The organism is Nostoc sp. CCY 9925 (assembly GCF_963920935.1).
GTDB lineage: Bacteria > Cyanobacteriota > Cyanobacteriia > Cyanobacteriales > Nostocaceae > Nostoc.
In genome coordinates this window covers 1-23,356 of sequence record NZ_CAWUDO010000059.1, presented here as the reverse complement: position 1 = coordinate 23,356, position 23,356 = coordinate 1, and the positions used below count along the sequence as shown (strand labels likewise).

General features: G+C 42.2%; 20 protein-coding genes and 1 pseudogene. 10 read left to right on the top strand and 11 right to left on the bottom strand.

The features are described from left to right. Window positions 1-27: 27 nt before the first annotated feature. From ACM0OY_RS25330 to ACM0OY_RS25310, 5 genes are all read left to right on the top strand, one after another. Window positions 28-2,271, top strand: coding sequence for a TolC family protein (locus ACM0OY_RS25330; RefSeq protein ID WP_414571584.1), 2,244 nt, complete (start codon window positions 28-30; stop codon window positions 2,269-2,271). A 320-nt stretch (window positions 2,272-2,591) separates the two neighbouring features. Next, window positions 2,592-2,969 carry a hypothetical protein gene (locus tag ACM0OY_RS25325; RefSeq protein ID WP_414571583.1) on the top strand — a complete coding sequence of 126 codons (378 nt, stop codon included), beginning with the start codon at window positions 2,592-2,594 and terminating at the stop codon, window positions 2,967-2,969. Between the two features lie 244 nt (window positions 2,970-3,213). Further along, window positions 3,214-3,720 (top strand): hypothetical protein, encoded by a 507-nt coding sequence (locus ACM0OY_RS25320; RefSeq protein ID WP_414571582.1) that lies wholly within the window; start codon window positions 3,214-3,216, stop codon window positions 3,718-3,720. Between the two features lie 3 nt (window positions 3,721-3,723). Continuing rightward, window positions 3,724-4,254, top strand: a complete 531-nt coding sequence (locus ACM0OY_RS25315) for a GNAT family N-acetyltransferase (protein ID WP_414571581.1) — start codon at window positions 3,724-3,726, stop codon at window positions 4,252-4,254. Window positions 4,255-4,345: 91 nt separating this feature from the next. After that, the gene (locus ACM0OY_RS25310) at window positions 4,346-5,125 is read left to right on the top strand and encodes a photosystem II S4 domain protein (RefSeq protein ID WP_414571580.1); all 780 of its coding nucleotides are present in this window, start codon (window positions 4,346-4,348) and stop codon (window positions 5,123-5,125) included. A gap of 82 nt (window positions 5,126-5,207) precedes the next feature. Here the strand turns inward: ACM0OY_RS25310 and ACM0OY_RS25305 are convergent, their stop codons facing one another. From ACM0OY_RS25305 to ACM0OY_RS25290, 4 genes are all read right to left on the bottom strand, one after another. Then, window positions 5,208-5,984 (bottom strand): SDR family NAD(P)-dependent oxidoreductase, encoded by a 777-nt coding sequence (locus tag ACM0OY_RS25305; RefSeq protein WP_414571579.1) that lies wholly within the window; start codon window positions 5,982-5,984, stop codon window positions 5,208-5,210. 114 nt (window positions 5,985-6,098) lie between these two features. Then, window positions 6,099-6,698, bottom strand: a complete 600-nt coding sequence (locus ACM0OY_RS25300; RefSeq protein WP_414571578.1) for a hypothetical protein — start codon at window positions 6,696-6,698, stop codon at window positions 6,099-6,101. Window positions 6,699-7,341: 643 nt separating this feature from the next. Then, on the bottom strand, window positions 7,342-7,947 hold the full coding sequence (locus ACM0OY_RS25295) for an exopolysaccharide biosynthesis protein (protein ID WP_414571577.1): 606 nt from the start codon (window positions 7,945-7,947) through the stop codon (window positions 7,342-7,344). A gap of 249 nt (window positions 7,948-8,196) precedes the next feature. Continuing rightward, window positions 8,197-9,087: a lipid kinase gene (locus ACM0OY_RS25290; RefSeq protein WP_414571576.1), complete on the bottom strand. Its 891-nt coding sequence runs from the start codon at window positions 9,085-9,087 to the stop codon at window positions 8,197-8,199. A gap of 463 nt (window positions 9,088-9,550) precedes the next feature. Here ACM0OY_RS25290 and ACM0OY_RS25285 point away from each other — a divergent pair, with 463 nt between their 5' ends. Then, entirely contained in the window at window positions 9,551-10,255 is a 705-nt protein-coding gene (locus tag ACM0OY_RS25285; RefSeq protein WP_414571575.1) for a CAP domain-containing protein, read from the top strand. Window positions 10,256-10,454: 199 nt separating this feature from the next. On the opposite strand, the gene ACM0OY_RS25280 is transcribed toward ACM0OY_RS25285, so the two are convergent. After that, window positions 10,455-11,006: a GNAT family N-acetyltransferase gene (locus ACM0OY_RS25280; RefSeq protein WP_414571574.1), complete on the bottom strand. Its 552-nt coding sequence runs from the start codon at window positions 11,004-11,006 to the stop codon at window positions 10,455-10,457. After that, on the bottom strand, window positions 11,003-12,358 hold the full coding sequence (locus tag ACM0OY_RS25275) for a UDP-N-acetylmuramoyl-tripeptide--D-alanyl-D-alanine ligase (protein ID WP_414571573.1): 1,356 nt from the start codon (window positions 12,356-12,358) through the stop codon (window positions 11,003-11,005). The genes ACM0OY_RS25280 and ACM0OY_RS25275 overlap by 4 nt, the downstream gene beginning before the upstream one ends. Before the next feature lie 780 nt (window positions 12,359-13,138). On the opposite strand from ACM0OY_RS25275, the gene ACM0OY_RS25270 reads away from it, so the two are divergent. Continuing rightward, window positions 13,139-14,530, top strand: a complete 1,392-nt coding sequence (locus ACM0OY_RS25270; RefSeq protein WP_414571572.1) for an alkaline phosphatase PhoX — start codon at window positions 13,139-13,141, stop codon at window positions 14,528-14,530. A 431-nt stretch (window positions 14,531-14,961) separates the two neighbouring features. After that, window positions 14,962-15,111 (top strand): annotated as a pseudogene (locus ACM0OY_RS25265) (Uma2 family endonuclease); the annotation flags it as partial. A 54-nt stretch (window positions 15,112-15,165) separates the two neighbouring features. Here ACM0OY_RS25265 and ACM0OY_RS25260 read toward each other — a convergent pair. Then, window positions 15,166-15,366, bottom strand: coding sequence for a hypothetical protein (locus ACM0OY_RS25260; RefSeq protein WP_414571571.1), 201 nt, complete (start codon window positions 15,364-15,366; stop codon window positions 15,166-15,168). Window positions 15,367-15,587: 221 nt separating this feature from the next. Here ACM0OY_RS25260 and mnmE point away from each other — a divergent pair, with 221 nt between their 5' ends. Beyond that, a complete protein-coding gene (gene mnmE, locus ACM0OY_RS25255) occupies window positions 15,588-17,006 on the top strand; it encodes a tRNA uridine-5-carboxymethylaminomethyl(34) synthesis GTPase MnmE (protein ID WP_414571570.1) in 1,419 nt (472 codons plus the stop codon). A 165-nt stretch (window positions 17,007-17,171) separates the two neighbouring features. Here mnmE and ACM0OY_RS25250 read toward each other — a convergent pair whose 3' ends face one another. Beyond that, entirely contained in the window at window positions 17,172-18,383 is a 1,212-nt protein-coding gene (locus tag ACM0OY_RS25250) for a calcium-binding protein (protein ID WP_414571569.1), read from the bottom strand. Window positions 18,384-18,673: 290 nt separating this feature from the next. Between ACM0OY_RS25250 and ACM0OY_RS25245 the strand changes: the two genes are divergently transcribed. Next, window positions 18,674-19,651, top strand: coding sequence for a Rieske 2Fe-2S domain-containing protein (locus ACM0OY_RS25245; protein ID WP_414571568.1), 978 nt, complete (start codon window positions 18,674-18,676; stop codon window positions 19,649-19,651). A 364-nt stretch (window positions 19,652-20,015) separates the two neighbouring features. On the opposite strand, the gene ftsH3 is transcribed toward ACM0OY_RS25245, so the two are convergent. The 3 genes from ftsH3 to ACM0OY_RS25230 form a co-directional block, all read right to left on the bottom strand. Then, window positions 20,016-21,857: an ATP-dependent zinc metalloprotease FtsH3 gene (gene ftsH3 / locus ACM0OY_RS25240; RefSeq protein WP_190881982.1), complete on the bottom strand. Its 1,842-nt coding sequence runs from the start codon at window positions 21,855-21,857 to the stop codon at window positions 20,016-20,018. Between the two features lie 119 nt (window positions 21,858-21,976). Continuing rightward, the gene (locus ACM0OY_RS25235; protein WP_414571567.1) at window positions 21,977-22,780 is read right to left on the bottom strand and encodes an aminotransferase class IV; all 804 of its coding nucleotides are present in this window, start codon (window positions 22,778-22,780) and stop codon (window positions 21,977-21,979) included. A gap of 2 nt (window positions 22,781-22,782) precedes the next feature. Further along, window positions 22,783-23,202, bottom strand: coding sequence for a GNAT family N-acetyltransferase (locus ACM0OY_RS25230; protein ID WP_414571566.1), 420 nt, complete (start codon window positions 23,200-23,202; stop codon window positions 22,783-22,785). Window positions 23,203-23,356: the final 154 nt, after the last annotated feature.

Sequence of the window (23,356 nt, the reverse complement as noted above, 5' to 3'; positions counted from 1 at the left end):
AGATTGATTTTCGTGTGAGGGGATGCGGTGAAAGGACAGCAATTATTCCATAGCTTCTTGCCTGGTGTGACAGCAGCGGTCTTAACAACTCAGCCTGCGTGGGCTGAGACTGTGAAAGTAAGTGGGGTACAGCTGGCGTCTTCTTCAAGTGTTTTGACTTCTACTTATGGTCAAACCTTGGCTGTAGATTTCATGAATACGCAATTGCCTAAAACAGCAAATGTTAGTATTCCAACCCTATTACCTGCTCCTGGTTTTACTAAGTTTAGTGTGAAACCTTTAAGTAATAAGAGTATTCCAGTTTTGATGGCTGGAAATACTAATGTGTCAATAGAACAAGTAGCTCAAAAAGATGAAGGTAGACTTTTGAATTTAACGCCTACCTCTGGTTCTTCCCAACAGCCAGATATCAAGCGTTCTGTCCAAAGTAACCAAAAACAGAGCAACTCAAGCCCCTATTGGCAGAAATTAAAGAAGATAGTAGTTCCTGACTACACTTCCAAACCCGCTTCTGCTCAAAAAGAAATTTTGTCCTTGTCTGTTTCACAGCAGCCAGTGGTTCAAAAGATAAATACCGTTACTCAGTTGCAGACATTTTTACAAACTTCACCCACAGGTGTAGGGGCAGCAAAGCTGTTGTCAGCCGAAAGGTGTCCACAACAAGAGTTGGGAAAAAGCAAAACTGGCTCTTTGGCTGCTTTGCTGGTGACCTCAAACACCTGCCTACAACAAAATTATGTTGAAAAACGTGTAGCTCAGAGTAATACCACGGTTCCCACAGATTCAACGCCGACTCCTACTGTACCAGGAAGCGTAACTCCTACGCCAGGGGATTCGACACCAACTCCCACTGTGCCAGGAAGTGTAACTCCTACACCAGGAGGTTTAACACCAACTCCCACTGTACCAGGAAGCGTAACTCCTGTACCCTCAGGTGGGGTGCAAATTCCCCAGAAGCTGATTCCGACTGCAAATCCTCTGCAATTTCCTACCAAACCGGAGGAAGTGACACTCCAGGAAAATCAGCCGATTACTTTGGGACAGGCTTTAGAATTAGCACGGCGCAACAATCGGGATTTACAAGTGGCGTTATTGGAGTTAGAACGCAGTCGATATGCCCTAAAAGAAGCGGAAGCTGGTTTATTGCCGACTCTAGGGATTAGTGCGGATCTCACTCGCAGTCAATCTTCTAGTAGCCAGCTTCAGAACGAATTAAGCGGACCAAACAGCTTAAGCTCTAATGATGAACCAAATACAGCTTTTTCTGGGCAAGCACAGCTGTCTTATGACCTATATACCTCTGGCTTAGGTAAAGCTCGTAGAAACGCAGCTAGGGAACAGTTACGCTTCAATGAGTTGGCTGTAGAAACTCAGTCCGAGGAAATTCGCTTGAATGTGACGACTGACTACTACAATTTACAACAATCGGATGAACAAGTACGCATTGCCCAGTCGGCTGTGCAGAACTCCGAGGCTAGTTTGCGGGATGCAGAAGCTTTAGAACGGGCTGGTGTTGGTACGCGCTTTGATGTGCTGCGTTCTCAAGTGAATTTAGCAAACGCTCAACAAGATTTGACTAATGCTAGATCCCAGCAAGCAATTTCCCGTCGTCAGTTGGCTACTCGGATCAGTTTGCCCCAGGGGATAAATATCAGTGCCGCTGACCCCGTACAATTAGCTGGTCTTTGGGATCTGACGTTGGAACAAAGTATCGTGCGAGCTTTTCAAAACCGCCCGGAACTCCAACAACAGTTGGCACAACGTAATATTAACGAGCAACAGCGTCGGCAAGCCCTTGCAGAACTCGGTCCTCAAATTAGTTTGGTAGCCAGCTATGACCTGCTAGACCAGTTTGATGATAGCGTTAGTGTTACAGATGGTTATTCATTTGGAGTTCGAGCAACCCTCAATTTGTATGATGGGGGAGCAGCAAGAGCCAGAGCATCTCAGCAGAGAGTTAATATTGCGATCGCAGAAACTCAATTTGCTGAACAGCGTAACCAAATTCGCTTTCAAGTAGAACAAGCCTTTTCTACCCAGCAATCTAATTTGGAGAATGTTCAAACCGCTAATACCGCTTTAGAACAAGCCAGGGAAGCTCTACGTTTAGCGCGTTTACGATTCCAAGCTGGTGTAGGTACTCAAACTGATGTGATTAACTCTGAAAACGACTTAACAAGAGCTGAAGGTAATCGAGTCACAGCAATCTTAGATTACAATCGTGCTTTAGCTCAACTGCAACGGTCTGTTACCCTCAGAGGACTACGGTAGTTACCCAAAACTCAACCGCATCATAGAATTGAGTAGCCTTTCTCATGAAAAGCCCCCAAAAGCCTCATTCTTCAGTAATTAAACTGGAAAATGAGGCTTTTTGCTAAAAATTCGGTATAGGGCATTGGGCATTGGGGGCTTGTTCATTTCCCTCAAAGACTCATTAATGGAGTTCAAATACTCATTAATGGAGTTCAGAAACTCAATCTCCATGCCCCATGCCCCATGCCCAATTTTCATGTGAAGTGTCAAAATTGAACTAACATAACTGAGTGTTCGTAGTTTACCGCCATAGGCATCGCTCGCCTTGTCAAAGACTCATGACTAAAGTAACATCGAAAGAAATTGCACAGTTTCGCTCTCAATTGGCAGATGATCCCAGCGATATGGAAGCGCTGGACTTGATTGAAGACTGTGATGGAGATTTAGAAGATGCAGCGATGACGCTAGCTATCCGCGCGGGACAACAACCAGAAAGAGCAAATTCTGAATGGTTAGATGCTTTGGCTAGAAAATGGCGTGCGGTCATTTGTCAACAAGAATATCGGGAAGATTTGCTCAATAGTTCACTTCCAAAGATGATGGAACATCTCAAAACAACGCCTGCGTTTCCGAAGATTTTGGCAACACCTGTTTTAATTTATGTCCTTAAGCAAGGTGTGAACAGTTTTTGTGAGCCACTGGATTTGTTAAAGTGAGCAGTTAACGGATTGGGGATTGGGTAATCAATGTAAAAATTACTGTAGAGGTTTAGCAATGCTAAACCTCTACGACAAATGTGGTTTTTCCTTCTATGCATATTTAGTATTTTATGTCAATTATAAATCATACAAAATTTTGGCTCCTGAATTCTGATTCCTACCTAATGCGAGATAGATTCAACCAGGACTGATACGCTGGTAATTAAGGCAAAACTTTTATTAGATAAGTATTCTAGAATCAATGAATTACCTAGTTGCCGTATTACCAGACCGGATTCAAGCTGAAGCTGCTTATTTAGCTTTAGAAAAAGAAGGCATAAACAGCACCATCCTGGGAAAGGGGTATAAGACCGCTGACGAGTTTGGCTTAATTGACCCCAAAGACCAAGCCAAAAAGCAAGCACGGCTCATGGCAACGTGGCTGATACCATTCGGCTTTTTTGCAGGTTTTACCTTCAGCCTAATTACTGGTTTACAGACTTTTGCCTGGGCGGGTGAAGTTGGCAATCACATCGTTGGAGGACTGCTGGGTGCTGCTAGTGGTGCTATGGGTGGTGTATTTGTCGGTGGGGGAGTTGGTTTACTCGTAGGTAGTGGTGATGCTTTACCCTATCGTAACCGCTTGGATGCGGGTAAATACTTAATTGCCGTTGAAGGTTCTGAAACTCTGACTCGGCAGGCAACCAGGATATTACGGCAATTTGAGCCAGAAAATATTCAGGGGTATGCAGACAAAAATAGCGTGTAGCAAATGAACCAGAGTTTACACATTACGACACAGCGGCTTGAGTTGCTTCCCTGTTGCTTGAAAGTGGCGCAAGCCGTTGTGACAAAAAACAAATCGGAAGTAGAAAGGCTCTTAGGTGTAGATGTTCCTGATGATTGGTATGCATCCGAGGTGCTAGATATTTTGCCAATGTATGCTCAGATGCTAATAGACGATCCTTCCCAGTTGGGTTGGGGTGTGTGGCTGATGATTCACATCGCCGACAATACCCTGATTGGCGATTTGGGATTCGGTGGCAAAGCTAATGAGCAAGGAACTGTAGAAATGGGTTATGAAGTGATATCAGCCTATCGTCAGCAAGGACTTGCTTTTGAAGCTGTAGAAGCGTTAGTGAATTTTGCCTTTACTCAGCCAGAACTTAAAAAAATTATCTCTCATTCTCCAGACGATCGTATTGCCTCAATTCGCATTCTCGAAAAGTTAGGAATGCAAGAAATTGCTAGAGAGGAAAATCTTATAAAATGGGAATTAAACTTAGAATCAAGACAGTTTTAAGTAAAAGGGCATTGGGCATTGGGCATTGGTAAAAGATAAATGACTAATGACTAATGACTAATGAGTAATGACTAATTCATAATTTTTCAGAATGTTGCCACGAGAAGAACTTTTAAAAGGTGTTGAAAATCGAGATAGTGTAGCTCGCGTAATTGACCAAGCAGAGCAAGCTATTAAAACTTGGGAAGTGGTTGTGACGGATTTTTTATCTCCTCCAGAATTGGCGGAAATTCAACGGGTGTTTAGCAGATTAACAGAGGTGGAATTAGTTGTGTGGGGTGGATATCCACAAGCTGAACGCCAAAGAATAGCGATCGCTCGTTCCGAACTACCTTTAGATCAATCTCAAGTCAGCCTTGTTGCAGTAGAAATTGCTGGTAATTTCTTGTTTGATACCGCCACTCACCGCGACTTTTTAGGCGCAATGCTGGGGACAGGAATTGTCCGTGAAAAGACCGGAGATATTATTGTTTTGGGAGAACGGGGAGCACAGGCGATCGTCGCACCAGAGTTGGTGGAATTTTTGGAAATGAGCCTCAAACAGGTGCGATCGGTTCCTGTGAAAACTCAACGGATTGAGATTACTGAATTAAAGGTTCGAGAACCGAAGAAAAAAGAATTAACTACTGTGGAAGCGTCTTTGCGATTAGATGCGATCGCCTCTGCTGGTTTTGGCATGTCCCGCAGTAAAATGGTTGATTTAATCGATTCTGGTGATGTCCGTGTCAATTGGAAGGAAGTAACTCAAGCTAGTTCTCAAGTAAAATCAGGCGATTTAATCGCTATTCGCTCTAAAGGACGTTTAGAAGTTGGAGAAATTGCTGTTACTAAAAAAGACCGTTACCGTGTGCAACTAACTCGGTATATGTGATTTTTGGTTAAAAGGCAATAGGCAATAGGGCAATCCCCATAATTCAAATTAGGGGATTTTCAAAAGGACGTTCAAAATAGTATTAGGTTTTAAATCTTTTTGCCAAAATATTCAGCAGAATTTTGCGCGGTACTAATCGAGCTAATGTACTTCTAATTTGAGTAGTAATATCACCAATAATAACCGTAGGCTGCCACTGTTCTAAAGCTTTGAGAGATTCGCTAACTACTTCTTCAGAGGAATATACTTTTTCTGTGCTTCCTGCTAACGCTGGAGGAAAATTAGCTTCTGCGAAAAAATTTGTTTCTATTGGGCCTGGGCAGGTAACTAAAACACGGACACCATACTGACGATTTTCTGCCCAAAGTGCTTCACTAAAGCTGAGAATAAAAGCTTTACTAGCAGCATAAACTGAAAGATATGGTATCGGTTGAAATCCGGTAATTGAGGATACGTTAATAATACTTCCAGAACGACGTTGCCGCATTATTGGTAGAAACTTATGAGTTAAATCTACCAATGCCAAAATGTTTAATTGTACGATTTTAACTTGTCTTTCTCCATCTGATTCGGCAAAGTCTCCATAGGAACCAAAACCGGCATTGTTGATTAATAAATCAATCGTTAGTCCCTTTGCTTTTGTGGCATCAAATACAGCAGCAGCAGCATTAGGTTCTGTGAGGTCTTTAACTATAACGTCTACTTGAATTTTATATTTTTCTTTTAGTTCTTTAGCTAATTGGTTGAGTTTATCTTCCGAACGAGCAACGAGTACAAGATTTTTCTTGCGTGCAGCTAATTCCTCGGCAAAGGCTTTACCAATACCACTAGAGGCACCAGTAATTAAAGCAGTTGACATTCTAAATATTGAGATAGTTTTTCCAGCACCCTACAAATATTAGCCATAGTGCATATCATTTTTAACTATCTAAAGTCATATACCTAAAAGGGTAAAACTAGCATCTAGTAATAATTACCATTGTTCAGCCCAATAAATAATTTCTGATGTAGAACTATTAATTGCAACACCATAGCTATCTCCATGATTCCATTTGAAGCCCGATCTACCTCTGTCCGTTGCATGTAGTACTAATATTTCGTATGTATCTGGAAAAGTTTCGGTATGAGAGTTACTGGTGTAGAAAAAAGTTGTCGGCACACCGTTAGGCTCGTTCATATGGTCGTTTGTGTCACCACCTCTATATTTATGTTTTGCATTATTTCTGTATTGTGAGAGTAATTTTTTTATTTTTTCTGGAGGCTGTTTCAATCTAATTTGAAAATAACTACCTCCTTGCAAAAATCCAGGAGAGTAAGCAATGCGAACACTTTTAGCATCAGTAGGAATCTGATTCGGAAAATGTTTTAGCTGGTCAGGATCAGACCACAATTGATTACGAATTTCTTTATAGCGTGTTGTATCAGTTATTATTTCAGCTTCGGTAGTATTGCTAAAAGCTTTTCTGAGGAAAAAGCTTCCTCCGACGATACCAAGGCTGCCAAGGGAAAATAGAACTATCATGGCAACTTGGACAAAATGCTTAGGCATAGCCCGTCGTAGACATCGCTTCATCGAGTTGGGTGTGTCTAATTTTCATAGTCATATACCCAACTACTAAACTAAATTCGTACTATTGCGGATATCGTATTAGAGATATTAACAGAAACTTTGTGTATTGAAGGGAAATTTGGGCTTTTTGTAAAATTCTTATGAAGATGGGCAATGCTTACTTAGTCAAATACCGCAGGTTATTCTGGTTGAAGTTAGCACTAACGTTATAGATAATGAAATCAATTCCACAACTATCTATTCTTTTTTCAATTCTTCCCGATTAAGTGAGGACTAAAGTGGATATATAAATAGTAGATGCACCTTAATTAAATCACAGCCCTCAGCCTTTAGCTGGGGGCTTTATTTATTGATGACAATTTTGATTATGGAAATAGAAATTTTTCTGAACAAGTCAAATTTCCCCGGATAGAGCAAAAATTAAAGCGGATTAATAAATGGTAGATGCACCTTAATAAATTTATCGCCTCCAGCTTTCAGTTGGGGGCTTTATTTATTGCTGATAATTTTTTGTCTGTAAATAAAAAATGCTGAGCAAATCAAATTTTACCGGATATAACAACAATTAAAGTGGATTAGTAAATGGTAGATGCACTCTAATAAATCACATAAGTCTTAGCCCTCAGCCTTTGGGTTGGGGCTTTTATTATTTAAATATAGATGGCAGTAAACTGGGAGCTAACCACAAAGCATAACCAATAAATCCAAATAGCAAAGTAATCAAGACTGTAATCACATAGCTGATACAAATTAATAAACCATCAGATTCGATGGTAGCAACAGTCAAAAGTAAAATACCTACAGTGGGAATGGGATTTGTAAAGGGAATTGGTGATATAAGTAATATTGTTAACCAAGAGATACAAAGCCCATTGATTCGCCAAGTCAAAGGATTATGAGCTATTTTTCTCAATCGGGGACGAGTGATTTTCTGTAAAACTTTAGTCAGGCGGCCTAGGTTTTGTAAAAGTAACTCAGCAAAGCGACGAGGGAATTTGTAGTTAGCGATTCTTTTTGGTAACCAAGGCGATCGCCTTCCTAAAAGCATTTGTACTGATAACAGCAAACAAGCACCACCAAAAGGGCCAGTTAATCCCGGTGGCATCGGCAACAAAAACGGCAAAACTAATAATGCAATGACTAGGCTAAACCCTCGTTCTGAAGTTTCAGCCAGAATATCACCTAGAGTCAGGGGTTGTTCGGCTAGGCGTTGTAACAAGGATTTTATATCTTGAGAAAATCTCAGATGCATTTGGTGTCAGTTGATGCTTATTATCAGAGGGGGTGGAGAGTACGGAGTGGAGAGTAAGGGAGATAAGCAAAAATAACTCTTAACTCTTGTACAGACAAGGGTTAATCGCGTCTCCACTCCAAACTCGAAACTCTTAACTCCTGACTCTGCTAATTTTAGATTTTAGGTCGTACCTTTAGTATCTTGGCAGCACAACTTAGATTTTCGATTGAAAAATCTCAAATCTCAAATCTCAAATCCAAAATTGAATCACTGTAAACTTTGGACTTCTGCGGCTACTAAAACAGCTACAGCTTTAGGTATAACTCGGAAATGGGCAGGTGTGTAGGCGGTGATTTCACCATCTGTATTAATAGGACGTGGCTTGCGAGTAGACAACCGTATTTCCTGACCTTGGAGAGAACGTACACTCTGCCAATGTATATGCCGCCCTTGTCGCATCGCAGGTAATAATAATATAATCTGCCACCAGTGTTGAATTTCCAAGCTATAAAGATCCAGTCTTTGATCATCTATTGCAGCGTCATCTGCCACTGCCATACCACCTCCGTAATATCGACCGTTACCTACAGCAATTTGCACCGTTTTCACACGGACCGATTCACCATTGATGACAATCTCAGCACTAAAAGGTCTAGCTGACCAAATAACTTGTAATGCAGTGGCGGCGTAAGCAAATATTCCCCAACGGCGTTTGACTTCTTTGGTAAGTCGTTCGGTAATTTTTACACTCAATCCCAGACTGGCAACATTAAAAAAGTGCTTGCCATTGACCCAACCCAAATCAATGCGGCGTAAATTTCCTTGGGCAATAATATTACAAGCTTCGTTGAGAGAGTTGGGAATTTTTAAAGTTCTTGCTAAATCGTTGGCAGTTCCCAGAGGCAAAATTCCCAAGGGCAACTGAGTTTCAACTAAAGCATCTACCGCAGCATTAAGAGTGCCATCGCCACCACCAACTATTACTAAATCAACTTGATGTTGATAGCGAAGTATGACTTCAGAAAGTTGTTTCGGATGTTCTGTAGACTCTTCAATTAAAATAAAGCCGAGTGTCTTCAAATAATCAATCGCTTCGGACAAACCCTTTTTACCCTGGCGGGCATGACGATTTACTAACAGCAGTGCGCGGGAACTCATGGCTAGTACCTTTTGTAGTTAATATTTCCAAGTATCCGCATCTGTTTACTCAGCTTAATTTTAACTATCACAAACTTTTTAAGGTGCGATCGCAGTTATCAAAATTTTATTTGATCGATACCTAATTATATTGTTAGAGTTGCTATTTTTTTAGTTCTATTTTGTCTAATTTAAGTTTATCAGCTATTGATATTTTAATAATCAGTGTATAGAGTGACGATCGCAACTTGAACTACAGACTGGGGAATTCTTTCATAAAGCGTTAAAGCTTCAAAACTCGTTGTGATAATTTTGTAGTATCTCAGGAACAAAGAGAATACCAGTGTTATCTATATGACTAGTGCCTTAATCTACCTTTGTTTTAGGGAACCAGTAAAAGCGTTGACAGAGTTTTCTGTGGTTGGAAAATTACTATTCCTTCTAATTAACTAAATTAATTGATAAAAAAATCGTGAGGTCATCAATGCATCGAATTAAATTTTGGGTGATTTTTCCACTTACCCTAATATTTGGTTGTTCAGATCAATTGCTTCAGTCTAGTCCGACTGTAGCCAATTCTCAGCCAGCAGTAACTAAAGAAAGTAGCCCGACTTTGTTAGCAAAAGCAACTTACCTTTCACCCCTGGAACAACAGGTAATTATTGAAACAAATAAAGTAAGAACAAATCCTCAGGCATATGTGCCGATTTTGGAAAACTATCGCAAGCGCTTTCAAGGTAACCGAGTCAAAATTTCTAATAATACTTATTTGGTAACTCAAGAAGGAGGAAAAGCAGTCGATGAGGCGATCGCATTTCTCAAATCAGCACGTCCTCTAGGTGCTCTGAGTGCATCTAAAGGTATGTCTTTAGCAGCAAAAGACCACGTTAAAGACCAAGGGCCAAAAGGTGTCACGGGTCATGATGGTAGCGATGGTAGCAACCCCTTTACTCGCATCAGCCGTTATGGTAGATGGCTGACAACCGCAGGCGAAAATATCAGTTATGGGCCAAATACTGCCCAAGATATCGTTATGCAATTAATTATTGATGATGGTGTTCCCGATCGCGGCCATCGAAAAAACATTTTTAACGGCAATTTTAAAGTCTCTGGTGTTGCTTTTGGAACTCACAAATCATATAGAACAATTTGCGTCATTAACTACGCTGGAGGGTATCGGGAAAAATAGACTTCTTGCAGAAGTCGGGAAAAGGGGAAGGGGAAAGGGGAAAAGGTTTGGTATTTTCCCTTTCCCCTTTAACCATTTCCCTTTGACCACAAAAGTGCAAAAAGCAATTGATTGCAAGAGGTCTAATGATTTGAGTAGAGACGTTGCAATGCAACGTCTCTACATGTAGATTAATACCGCAATTGGGCAACGTCTAAATTTAAAATCGGTTGGCTTCTCTCCATTCATCCTCAAGAATAGCGTATAGCCAAGAATCTCTCCATTCTCCTTTAATCCAATGGTGTTGTCGCAAATATCCTTCCTGTTGCATTCCATTTTTTTGCATCACTCGTACCGAGGCAATGTTGGCTGGATGACAAGTTGCAAATATGCGATGTAAGCCTAATTCTTGAAAACCAAAACATATAATTTCTCTTACAGCTTCAGTTGCATATCCTTGTCCCCAAAATTGCTTAGTAAAACAGTAGCCAATAGACCCTGTTTTATTAACAGTATCTAACGTAGAAATTCGACAGATACCAATTAATTGCTTTTGATTTTTTAAAGTTACCGCCAAAGCAAAATGCTGACGTAGTTCCTGTTTTTGTAATAAAATTTCTTTTTGCAAAAAATTTCTGGTATCTTCTTCACTATTAGGCCCAAAAGTCAAATAACGTACAACTTCACCATCGCCAGCGTATTGATGAACCGCCGGCCAATCTGATTCTACAAAGTCTCGCAGTATCAGACGTTCGGTTTGTAGTGGTATCATTTGGGATATTCTGCACGTAACTGATTGACAACGCGATCTAACCCCACTGAATGGGCGGCTTTGAACAGTAAACGATCGCCTGGTTGCACAAATGTCTTCAACCTCGCCACCATTTCTCCATGAGTTGCAAAGCACTCTGATGGAATACCTCCAGCACTTTTGGCGATCACTTGGGCATCTTCTCCATCAACCAACACCAACAAGCCATCTAAATTCAACTTTCCTACTGTTTCTCCCACTCGCTGGTGTAACTGCTGCGATCGCTCTCCTAGTTCTTTCATTGCACCCAACACGGCAATTTTTCGGTTTCCTGGTGTGTCTGCCAATAATTGCAATGCTGCTAACATCGCTTCTGGTGCAGCATTATATGTCTCATCTAAAATTACTACGTCATTGGGCAAATTAAACCGCTGCGATCGCCCTGTGGGCATATCCACTTCCACGCCTGCTTTCAAACTCGCCCAATCAATTCCCAAGACTTTTGCCACGGCTAAAGCCGCTAAGAAATTAGTCGCATTGTGACGGCCAGGTAACGGCAATGGCAGTTGGATTCCTCCGACTTCCACAGTTTCGTTATCAATCAACAGTCCTGAGATATCCCCGCCAGAAAAACCGTAAGTTATGACTTCTCCTGTCCAAAATTTCGCCGCCGTGGTCATTAATAGGGAATTGTCGTAATTCAGAACTGCCACACTATCAGCAGGCATTTCGGCTAATAACTCACATTTGGCCTCGGCAATGGCTTCTTCGGAACCTAGCAACTCAATATGTGCCGTCCCCACATTGGTAATCACTCCAATGGTGGGACGCGCTATTTGTGTCAGTTCGGCAATTTGTCCCCTACCCCGCATCGCCATTTCGATGACGGCGTAGTCATGTTCTGTGCTCAGTTCTAGGAGAGTTTTGGGGACACCAATTTCGTTATTGAAATTGCCATAAGTTTTGTGAACTGCTCCTTTTGTTCCTAAAACTGCCGCAATTAATTCTTTAGTCGTAGTTTTACCTACGGAACCTGTAACACCAATTACAGGAATCTCAAAGCGATCGCGCCACCATCTGCCAATTTGCTGATATGCCTTGAGAGTATCTGATACCTGCAATACCGGAAATCCGGGATTTTCGTATTCTAAATCTACAATTGCAGCTATAGCACCCTTAGCGATCGCTGTTGGCACAAATTCATGTCCGTCAAACTTATCGCCTCGTAAAGCTAAAAACACTTCACCCGGCTTAAGGATACGAGTATCTGTTTGTATACCGCTACTTACTTGTGTTAAACCAGCTTCATATAAGTTTAAAGGACGAGCCGAAAGCACTTCGACCAGTTGAGTAAGGGTGGCAGAACAAGGCATAAATACAGAGTTCAAAATTATAAAATCGAATTATGACACAATCCGATTCATAGTGCTTGTAGTTTAGAGCAATTTTCAGCTAAATAGATTTGTAGGTTGGGTTGAACTGAAGTAAAACCCAACAAACCCCGGAAATGTTGGGTTTCGTTCCTCAACCCAACCTACGCAGCTTAAGGTTTTTGGCACTAACTGAACTGTATTGCTATGTGAACGTGGAGCGTCTCGTAGAGAAGAAAGCCAAGAAATAAGTTTTATTTTTAGCAAATATGCAAACGCTGAGCAGAACATTATAGCGGTGCTTAATTGGATGCAATAGACTGTGGTTTGGGAAGACACGAGTCAGTATATTCTGACTCGTGAGTTTTTTGTCAGCGTATTTCATACATTTGAGAATCACTAAGTAGAAGGCAGGAGGCAGTGTTTCGATTACGCTCAACAACCAGGCAGAAGGTAAAACTCTCAACAATAAAAGGTTTCGCTGGTTTGGATTTTATATTTAATTATGTCCGCTTACTTATATTGTTTATTTAAACATTACTTTTGATTACAGCAGGTTGCAAATTAATAATACTACTTTGAAAAAAGAATACGACATAATACTACATTTTTTTGCCAGATGTCTATTGTAATTAAAGAATTGAAGCTCCTATTTTCATTAATTGCTGCTTACTAACAGTACAGTAATTTCATATTTAAAAGTTCTTATTAACGCTTTCTTAATAATATCTTAAAGGCAAACTTTTAGTATTAGGTTTCTGAACTTTTGCTGACAGTATACTAATGAACTTATCAAGACGTAACTTCTTTACATTGGCTGGCGCGAGTGCTGTAGGCGTTACGATGCTTTCTCCTTTGGAAGCCTTATATGCTAAACGTGCTAATGGCCAAGTTGTAGGATTAACTGATGGTTACGGCCCATTAGCACCAAAGCTGCCAGAAAACGCGGATGAGCTTGTTGGCCTTGTTCGTGGTGGAATCAACTTGGGGACTACTCCTGTGCTAAAACTTCCCCCTGGTTTTAGCTACACTGCAATATCGATTACTGGGCAACCTATGGATGATGGGAGGGTAGTGCCAGGTGCCCATGATGGTATGGCTGCCTTTGCTGGTCCTAATAACACTACAATTTTGGTGCGAAATCATGAGCTAAGTCCTAGTTCGACTGGAATCAATGTGTCACCACGATATGACCAGATTGGAGGAGGTACAACGACGATTGTTGTTGGCCCTAACCGTCGGGTGAGAAAGCAATTTGCTTCTCTAGGAGGGACTATTCGTAACTGTGCTGGAGGGCCGACTCCTTGGGATTCCTGGATTAGCTGTGAAGAAAATCTGACTCTTCCTGCACCAGGTGGAGCAACGAAAAAGCATGGCTATAACTTTGAGGTTCCCGCAACAAACGACATTCAGGTTGCCGCTCCAGTTCCCCTTGTAGCAATGGGTCGCTTTAACCATGAAGCCGTCGCGGTTGATCCAGATAGTGGATGGATATATCAAACTGAAGATGAAGGAAGTAGCTGCTTCTATCGCTACCGTCCTAATGTCCGTCCTACGAAATATGGCGACCTTCAGAACCCTGAGATTAGTGGTAATGGAGTGCTTGAAGCCCTGGTTATTGAAGGAGCTCCTCAAGATACTCGTAAGAATTTTCTGCAATATAAAAACCAACCATTATCAGTTAGGTGGGTAAAGATTGATGTTGTTGATCCTGCTACCAATGCCACTAACACTTCCGTGCGGCAGCAGGGGCAAAATAAGGGTGCAGCTATCTTTGCGCGGGGTGAAGGTGCTTGGTATGCCAATGGCGCTATCTACTTTACCTGTACCAGTGGTGGTAACGCTGGTTTTGGTCAAGTTTTTGCTTACAATCCCAGCAATGGCACATTGACTTTAGTCGTTGAATCTCCTGGAGAAAGCGTACTAGACTTCCCTGATAACATTACAGTTGCTCCTTTTGGTGACCTGATTCTTTGTGAAGATGGAGGCGGAGACAGTTATATTGTCGGCGTTAATCAGAAGGGTGAGCTGTATCAGTTTGCAAAAAACAATATCAATGACAGTGAATATGCAGGAGCCTGCTTCTCACTTGATGGCCGCACAATGTTTGTCAATATCCAATCCCCTGGAATTACCTGTGCGATTTGGGGCCCTTGGAACAGAAACCGAGCATAAGGTTACTTAACATCTAAGTGATTCGATCGCTTGCAGGGCTGCTCCAGTTTATTCTTGGAGTAGTCCTGTTTTTAGCAGGTTTTGAGTGAGATTCCAGGAATAAGGCTGGTTGTGGAGTCAACAGCTATAGCACTTCTTGTTTGAATGCAGTACACCACGGTAGACAGTAGGGGCAAAGTAATGCTCATTGGTGTCAACTTAAGCTCAAACGCGCAATTTTACGTCGTTTTAGATCCCCCAACCCCCTTTCCAAGGGGGCACAAGATTGTAGTTCCCCCCTTTCCTTGGGGGGTTAGGGGGGATCGAACATCTAGGTGTTAGCTCGAAAAATTTCGAAATGCTTATCAGACTTGGCTTTTACGTTAAGTTGACACGTATGAGCAATGCTGTGCCCCTACGAAGGTTTGTATTTGACGCAAGCGAGAACGGCTATAGGTTTATATTTAGGGATTGATCAAGAAAATTGACGTTTTTACACTCCTGAAGGAGAACTAATTCCAACACCGGAAGAAGTGGCACAACAGGAGAAGCAACGCAGCGATCGCTTGGCGACAAAACTGCGAGAATTAAATATAAATCCAGTCCAGATACAATTTAACTCCCGCGTTGTCTTGCCTGAGCCTATTAACCTAGTGCTACGGATCTTCAGGAAAAACCCATTTTGGGGGTTCGGTCATTTTTCTTTGCAGACGTTCTTCAGCCATTTCCAACATTTTGTCTAAAGAAGTCTCTTCAACAAATTTGGCAGTTGCTTCTCTAAACTCAATATTGGGGCATTTATCCCCTAAAACGCAGCCGTTAACACAGGCTACAGCGCAGTTAATTTTTTGCTCCACAGTGAATTCCTCTCTTGAAAAGTTATGAGTTATAATCTCAACTCTTAACTTCTTAACTCTCAAACATTACCTTCCAGATAAATTTTACCTTGCTCGTTGCTATCCTAACGGTCTAAATACTTACCATTTAGGAAGTTAGAAGTTATGAGTTATGAGTTAGGAGTGAGGAGTTATGATTTTTACTCCTAACTCCTCACTCCTCACTTTAATCAAAAACGCTAATGTCCGAACTCTTTGCCACTACTGGAACTATAGCCGCGATCGCCACTGCTGTTGTGCCCCAACAGGGTAGTGTTGGTATTGTGCGGGTATCTGGCGATCGAGCAATGTCCATCGCCGAAACTCTGTTTCACACACCAGGGCGACAAGTTTGGCAAACTCACCGAATTCTCTACGGTTATATTCGCCATCCCCAAACGCAACAATTGGTAGATGAAGCTCTGTTGCTAATCATGAAAGCACCCCGGTCTTACACCCGTGAAGATGTGGTGGAATTCCATTGCCACGGGGGAATTATGGCAGTGCAGCAGGTGTTACAACTGTGTTTGGAAAATGGTGCAAGATTAGCCCAACCGGGAGAATTTACCCTCCGCGCTTTTTTGAATGGGCGATTGGATTTAACTCAAGCCGAAGGCATTGCTGATTTAGTAGGAGCGAAATCGCCCCAAGCTGCCCAAACTGCCTTAGCTGGTTTACAGGGAAAATTGGCTCATCCAATCCGGCAGTTACGCGCTAACTGTTTGGATATCTTGGCAGAAATCGAAGCTCGAATTGATTTTGAGGAAGACCTTCCTCCGTTGGATGATAAAGCGATTGTATCAGCAATTGAGAAAATTGCCGCAGAAATTTCTCGGTTGTTGGCCACCAAAGACAAAGGTGAATTGTTACGCACTGGTTTAAAAGTGGCAATTGTCGGGCGTCCGAATGTGGGTAAGTCGAGTTTATTGAATGCTTGGAGCCAGAGCGATCGCGCCATTGTCACAGACTTACCCGGTACAACCCGCGATGTGGTGGAATCCCAGTTAGTTGTCGGGGGAATTCCCGTGCAGGTGCTGGATACTGCGGGAATTCGGGAAACAACAGACCAAGTAGAAAAAATTGGCGTCGAGCGATCGCGCCGTGCCGCAAATGCAGCTGATTTAGTCTTGCTGACCATTGATGCTTCGGCAGGGTGGACTGAAGCCGATAAAGAAATTTACGAACAAGTGCACCACCGTCCTTTGATTATAGTAATTAATAAAATCGACTTAGTAGAAGAAAGCCAAAGAAAAAATCTTCAATCTAAAATTCCAAATTGTTCGACTGAGCAAAGCCGAAGTCCAAAATCTCAAATTTTCACTTCTGCCGCCCAAAATCAAGGAATTGATACTTTAGAAACAGCAATTTTAGAGATAGTTCAAACAGGAAAAGTCCAAGCAGCTGATATGGATTTAGCAATTAATCAAAGGCAAGCAGCAGCTTTAACTCAAGCTAAAATTTCCTTACAACAGGTGCAAGCAACTATTGAGCAGCAGTTACCTCTTGATTTTTGGACAATTGATTTACGGGGTACAATTCAAGCACTAGGAGAAATTACTGGAGAAGAGGTTACAGAATCAGTTTTAGATAGAATTTTCAGTAAGTTTTGTATTGGCAAATAACCCTCTTGTTTCACTCTCTGAAAACTTTTGCCATTTCTGAATTCTAGAGCTTTTGTATACGAGATGCTAACGACTACAAGCATAGTTGCAGTAGTTCTGAGGGCAATTAAGAGCGTAGCAGAAGTAGGCCAGTCCCTCAACTGACCTACTCATAGCACAGACTTCTTAAGCCTCAATAATAAAGTTAGTCGCCGCCAGGAGAGGATTGTCCGTCAGCTTGGCAAACCCAGCTCCTGTTCCGAAACCAGCCGAAGACCCATTCTGGTTATAGAACAGATTTCCTGTTCCCTGACTGTAGACAATGAAAGCTTGACTGGTGGCAGCAGCAGCGTCATTAGCAACAACAGCAAACTCACTTGACTTACTAAAGCCAATACCTACATTACTAGTTAGGGCAGTGAAAGTTTTCTTACTTAAGGCAATCTTGTCAGTGTCACCACTTGTTTTGTGGAAGTCCTTGATTCTATCCAAACCAACTGTGGCATTGCTAAAAGCACTACCTGTGGCAAACCTAAAAGTATCGTTGCCTCCTCCTCCTATCAGTGAGTCATTCCCTGCTCCCCCATTGAGGGTATCATTACCAGACAAACCACTCAGCGTATCGTTACCACCACTGCCATTGAGGACATTATTGGCATTATTGCCTGTAATTGTATTATTTCCACCATTCCCGGTGCCGTTGATTGCACTACTTCCTGTCAGGATCAAGTTATCAAAGTAATTGCTCAGTGTATAGCTAACAGAAGACCTAACTGTATCTATGCCTCCATTGGAAAACTCTACTAACGTATCAGTAGTACTATCGATAATATAAGTGTCATTTCCAGCACCACCAATTAGCGTGTCTTTGCCCCCACCACCATTCAAAGTATCGTTGCCATCTCCACCTGTCAGACCGTTGTTGCCACTATTACCGTTAATAATATTGTTAAGGCTGTTACCTGTACCATTAATTGCTGCTGTGCCTGTTAAAGTCAGATTTTCTAAAAAGTTACCTAGTGTCCAGGTTACAGAAGATTGAACTGTATCTGTGCCATCTTCAGCACTGTATTCAGTGATACTGTCACCAATACTATCAACTATATAAAGGTCATTACCAAAGTTACCAATCAAAAAGTCATTTCCTGTCCCACCGTTGAGAGTATCATTCCCGCCGCCACCATCTATATAATCAATTCCGGAACCACCAAGTAGCAAGTCATTGTCAGCCCCTCCTTGCATATAATCATTTCCTGCACCACCATCAATGGTGTCATTACCACTTCCCCCCGACAGTTGATCGTCACCATCGAAGCCATTTATTCGGTCATTTTCTGGAAAGAAATTTATATCGCCGGACAAAAAATCGTTTCCAGAAGTACCATTAATAGTTGCCATAGGAGTTAGTTACGCTAAATTTCAATAAAAGAAAACTCTTGTATCTAATATCTCGTTGAGAGTTGTATCAGATACTACAGAAATTAATTACAAGATGACTCAACCTGATTTACGAAAACTTACATAAAAGTTAATAAAATCTATGTGGGATCTCTGATGCCAAGCTAAAATCAGGCATAAATACGGTACTCTAGCTGCTTAACCGACAAAGAGCGGGAGTGTGATTTTTTGATGGCTTTTTCACAAGATGATTAAGATATAGGTATTTGACCTGATGGGTGTTGATACTCATGGTGCAAGACCAGATTTTGCTGAATGATTGGCATGTAATAGCGCGATCGCAAGACCTCCAACCTGGAACAGTCCTACACAAACGCTTATTAGGCTCAGATCTAGTACTCTGGCATAATGGCGAGAAAGTCTTAGCTTGGCAAGACCTTTGCCCTCATCGTGGCGCTCGTCTTTCTCTGGGATATGTCAATAAAGAGACACTTGTTTGCCCTTACCACGGCTTAGCCTTTAACAGCCAGGGGAAATGCGTACTACTTCCAGCTAATCCAGACCAATCGCCCCCGACACAAGCTTGTGTTAAAACTTACCAAGTTCAAGAGCGTTACGATCTGCTCTGGGTTTGTTTAGGGACACCAAAACAAGATATAGCTCCGTTTTCTGAGTGGGACGATCCGGTGTATCGCAAGATTTTCTGCGGCCCCTACCACTATCACTCTAGCCCTCTGCGGGCGCTGGAAAATTTTATCGATCCGGCACACTTCCCAATTATGCATTCGGGATTATTTGCCCACGCCAGTCGTCCTGAGTTGACGCACTATGAATTAGAGTGTCTTCCAGATGGCATTAGTTTCAAATGTGGTTTATGGGAACTAGATTTTAATTCGCGTAATCCTCACCAAGCACCACTGATTTTCAACACTTACGATTACCGCATCTTGCGTCCGCTAGTGGCATACTTTAAACTCGGCCCTGGAGATCGCCGTTTAAATGTCTTCTATACAATTACGCCAATCGATGAAGATGAGTGCATGGCGCAATATTGGTTAATGGTAAACAGCGCCCGTGAAGTTCCAGTGGAAGTCTATCTAGATATTCAAAATCAAGTTGCTAGTCAAGATATTGCCATTGTCGAGTCCCAGCAACCCCGACGCTTACCTTTGGATTTGCAAGCAGAAGTGCATTTACCGAGCGATCGCTATTCTATTGCATATCGTAAGTGGCTCAAACAACAGGGTGTTACTTTCGGCACTATTTAGGAGGCAGGAGGCAGGGGGCAGGAGGCAGTTTTTATTGGGGTTTTAAACTTTTGTATTTTACATTTAGTTATGTATACTTACTTAGAGCTTGGCGATCGCTCAATACGCTTGGTGTTAAACTTTTTTTCCTCCCCTGCCTCCCCTGCCTCCTGCCTCCTGCCCCCTGCCTCCTGCCTCCTGCCTCCCCTGCCTCCCTTAACAGATTAATTTCCTTAACTGAACGGTATTGGGCGATCGCTTGCGATTATTATTGTTAAAAAAGCGGGGCAATTCTGAAAAATTCCAGAATTACCCCGATTTTTTAAAGTTAGAAGTCAGGAATTATTGTTAACTCATAACTTCTATATTTATAGCTTCTAATTACTTAGGCAAACGCAGCAGTTTTAACATCATTATTTGCCAGAATTTCTTGCAATTCTTCAGCATCTACTGTTTCTTTATCAACCAGCATTTGTGCTAATTGATCTAGAATGTGACGGTTGCCAACTAACACTTCTTTAGCGCGTGTATAAGCTACATCGACAAGTTTGCGGACTTCTTCATCAATAGCAGCGGCGGTTTCTTCAGAGAAATCACGCTCTGACATGATATCTCGTCCCAGGAACATGTTACCTTGCTGACGGCCGAGGGCGACTGGACCCAAGCGATCGCTCATACCAAATCGAGTAATCATCTGACGCGCAACACGGGCTACTTGTTGCAAGTCGTTGGAAGCGCCGGTGGTAACTTCTTCTTCACCAAAGATTAATTCTTCGGCGATGCGTCCGCCCAAAGCCACAGCCATCTGATTTTCCAGATAAGCGCGGCTGTATAAGCCGGTGTCCATACGGTCTTCACTGGGAGTAAACCAAGTTAAACCACCTGCACGACCACGTGGGATGATGCTAATTTTTTGTACTGGGTCATAGTCGGGCATCAAAGCACCAACTAAGGCGTGACCAGCTTCGTGATATGCTACCAAGGTCTTGCGCTTTTCGCTCATTACCCGGTCTTTCTTTTCTGGCCCAGCTAATACGCGGTCGATGGCATCGTTGATTTCATCCATGGAAATCTCAGTTAAATTCCGCCGTGCTGCCAAAATTGCGGCTTCGTTTAACAAGTTGGATAAATCTGCACCGGTAAATCCAGGGGTACGACGGGCGATTTTATCTAAGTCCACATCTTTCGCCAAGGTTTTGCCACGGGCATGTACCTTGAGGATTTCGCTGCGTCCAGAATAGTCGGGACGGTCTACCACCACTTGACGGTCAAAACGACCAGGACGCAACAGTGCTGCATCTAGAACATCAGGACGGTTAGTAGCAGCAATAATGATGATGCCGGTGTTACCTTCAAAGCCGTCCATTTCTGTAAGCAGCTGGTTGAGGGTTTGTTCCCGTTCATCGTTACCACCACCTAAACCGGCACCCCGCTGACGACCTACAGCGTCAATTTCATCGATGAACACGATACAGGGAGCATTAGATTTGGCTTGTTCAAATAAGTCGCGGACGCGGGACGCACCGACACCCACGAACATTTCCACAAATTCCGAACCGGAGATTGAGAAGAAAGGTACACCCGCTTCACCAGCTACGGCACGAGCGAGGAGGGTTTTACCTGTACCAGGAGGGCCAACTAACAGTACACCTTTAGGAATTTTTGCACCAACGGCAGTAAAGCGATCGGCGTTTTTCAAAAAGTCTACGACTTCGTTTAATTCCAATTTGGCTTGGTCAATACCAGCTACATCACCAAATGTCACCTGAGTTTGGGGTTCCATTTGGACTCTGGCTTTGGATTTGCCAAAGTTCATCGCTTGGCTACCGGGGCCACTTTGAGCGCGACGTAGTAAGAAGAATAAGCCAACCAAAAGCAATACAGGGAAAAATAAGCTGCTCAGTGCCTTAAACCAAAATCCTTCATCGGTTTGGGGCAAAACTGAAATATCAACGCCTTTTGATGTCAAAGTATTGATTAAATCTGGGTCGTTGACCAAGGTTACCAACCGTTTATTTGGGTCGTATTTGGGTGTAACCAATGCTGTAGAACGGTCTGCACTCAGACTGACTTTTTCTACTCTGCCTTGTTCAACTTCTTGAATAAAGCGGCTGTATCGCCATGTCTCTCTGCTTTGGGGTTGTTTGTCAAAAAATGCTGTACCCAGGGCAATGACAACAATAAATAGCAGCGCGTACAGCCCTGCGTTTCTCCATCTTTTATTCACTAAGGTCTATCCTCCTGTATTTTTCGCGCCATCGCGTAGCGAGTGCTGTCTGTGAGCGGAGAGGTCATTATTAAGAATTATGTTAACTTATCTTAAGATATAACAGAATGGCGTGGCTGTCATGCTAAAAAAAGCCCCCTTATTTGCTCAAAACTAGGATGGTGTGGATTATATTGTAGCGATCCTGCTGGCTGATGAACGGTATGAATGGGGATAATCTCTACCACACTATTAGTGTAGGCGATCGCTTTAAATCTCTGGACTAGCTCTACATTCCAAGGTTCTTCCTGTATTGGTTGTTGCTGGTTTTGCAAGTAATTTACAAGTTGCGATCGCAATATTCCGGGCAAAATTCCAGCCTTTATTGGCGGCGTCCACCAACTACCATCACACCACCCGAAGAGGTTACCTGTGCTGGTTTCTAACCAATTTCCTTGAGTATCTACTAATATTGCTTCTTGAGCATTTGAGCTGGTTTTTGCTAACCAAGCACTCAGGTAATTTCCAGTTTTATGAGAAGGCAGAGAGCGAGAAAATTCCGAACTGGCAACGCAGCACGCAATACCATTTTTTTGTTTTTCTGTCAAATCTAGTGGTAAGAATCTGCCAATTATCCACTCTCGTCCATCAGGGAACAGAGTAATTCTGAGAACGGGAAAGTGTGGGAGAAGAACTTGGGCACCTTGGCGTACACGCTGCCAATTGGGTTGTTGCCAGCCAAAAGATTGGATTGAGAAAAGTAGGCGATCGCAATGTGCTTGCCAATTAGTTAAATTATTATCTAGAGAATTCTCATAAACTCGCAAAGTTGTAAAAACGGTTGCCCCATAAAGTAAACCTGGATCGTTAATATTTAATTCCAGAATTTGAGAGTGAATTAATTTGCCGTCATACCAAAAAAGTTCATTTTTCACACTCATCATTGCTACAACTCTATTGAAAAGTGATGACTTGTAATACTCATACGCTGCATGAGATAAAACCTGTGAGCTTCAAATCGCTGAACACCAGAATCAAGACTCAGTTTTTCACAGTCGTTATTTGTTGCATATTCAATTAGCCACTGAAATAACTGTTGACCATAATTTTGCGATCGCTTCCACTCATCAACAACTAAATCATCAATATATAAAAATTTACCTGATGATAAACATGTCGAAATGCGAAATCCAGCAACGGCTAGAGTTTGCTCCTCTATTTCCAAGAATGCAATTCGATATCCTTCTTTCATCTGATATCGAACTTGTTCTATAAACTTAGCCTCCTGAAGGTGAGGACGTAGCTGGGACATAACAGAAAAACATCCTAATATTTGAAAATCAGATTCTGCCAATTGTATTGACACCGCTATTCCTCCTAAAAATATTGTGCGTTTTCTTTAGTTTTTAGTCATTAGTAATTTGTTTTTCTTTGTGTTCCCGCGTCTTTGCATCTCGCGCACTCCCCTGACTTTTCACGTCATGTGGAAAAGCTAACGCAAAACCTAACCCCCCAGCCCC

Bases quoted from the DNA above. Each gene is read 5' to 3' on its own strand.
- ACM0OY_RS25275 (WP_414571573.1), bottom strand. From the start codon at position 12,358: ATGCCTTGTTCTGCCACCCTTACTCAACTGGTCGAAGTGCTTTCGGCT.
- mnmE (WP_414571570.1), top strand. From the start codon at position 15,588: ATGTCCGAACTCTTTGCCACTACTGGAACTATAGCCGCGATCGCCACT.
- ACM0OY_RS25290 (WP_414571576.1), bottom strand. From the start codon at position 9,087: ATGAGTTCCCGCGCACTGCTGTTAGTAAATCGTCATGCCCGCCAGGGT.
- ACM0OY_RS25310 (WP_414571580.1), top strand. From the start codon at position 4,346: ATGTTGCCACGAGAAGAACTTTTAAAAGGTGTTGAAAATCGAGATAGT.
- ACM0OY_RS25285 (WP_414571575.1), top strand. From the start codon at position 9,551: ATGCATCGAATTAAATTTTGGGTGATTTTTCCACTTACCCTAATATTT.
- ACM0OY_RS25315 (WP_414571581.1), top strand. From the start codon at position 3,724: ATGAACCAGAGTTTACACATTACGACACAGCGGCTTGAGTTGCTTCCC.
- ACM0OY_RS25295 (WP_414571577.1), bottom strand. From the start codon at position 7,947: ATGCATCTGAGATTTTCTCAAGATATAAAATCCTTGTTACAACGCCTA.
- ACM0OY_RS25250 (WP_414571569.1), bottom strand. From the start codon at position 18,383: ATGGCAACTATTAATGGTACTTCTGGAAACGATTTTTTGTCCGGCGAT.
- ACM0OY_RS25235 (WP_414571567.1), bottom strand. From the start codon at position 22,780: ATGATGAGTGTGAAAAATGAACTTTTTTGGTATGACGGCAAATTAATT.
- ACM0OY_RS25270 (WP_414571572.1), top strand. From the start codon at position 13,139: ATGAACTTATCAAGACGTAACTTCTTTACATTGGCTGGCGCGAGTGCT.
- ACM0OY_RS25280 (WP_414571574.1), bottom strand. From the start codon at position 11,006: ATGATACCACTACAAACCGAACGTCTGATACTGCGAGACTTTGTAGAA.
- ACM0OY_RS25245 (WP_414571568.1), top strand. From the start codon at position 18,674: ATGGTGCAAGACCAGATTTTGCTGAATGATTGGCATGTAATAGCGCGA.
- ACM0OY_RS25305 (WP_414571579.1), bottom strand. From the start codon at position 5,984: ATGTCAACTGCTTTAATTACTGGTGCCTCTAGTGGTATTGGTAAAGCC.
- ACM0OY_RS25320 (WP_414571582.1), top strand. From the start codon at position 3,214: ATGAATTACCTAGTTGCCGTATTACCAGACCGGATTCAAGCTGAAGCT.
- ACM0OY_RS25325 (WP_414571583.1), top strand. From the start codon at position 2,592: ATGACTAAAGTAACATCGAAAGAAATTGCACAGTTTCGCTCTCAATTG.
- ACM0OY_RS25300 (WP_414571578.1), bottom strand. From the start codon at position 6,698: ATGAAGCGATGTCTACGACGGGCTATGCCTAAGCATTTTGTCCAAGTT.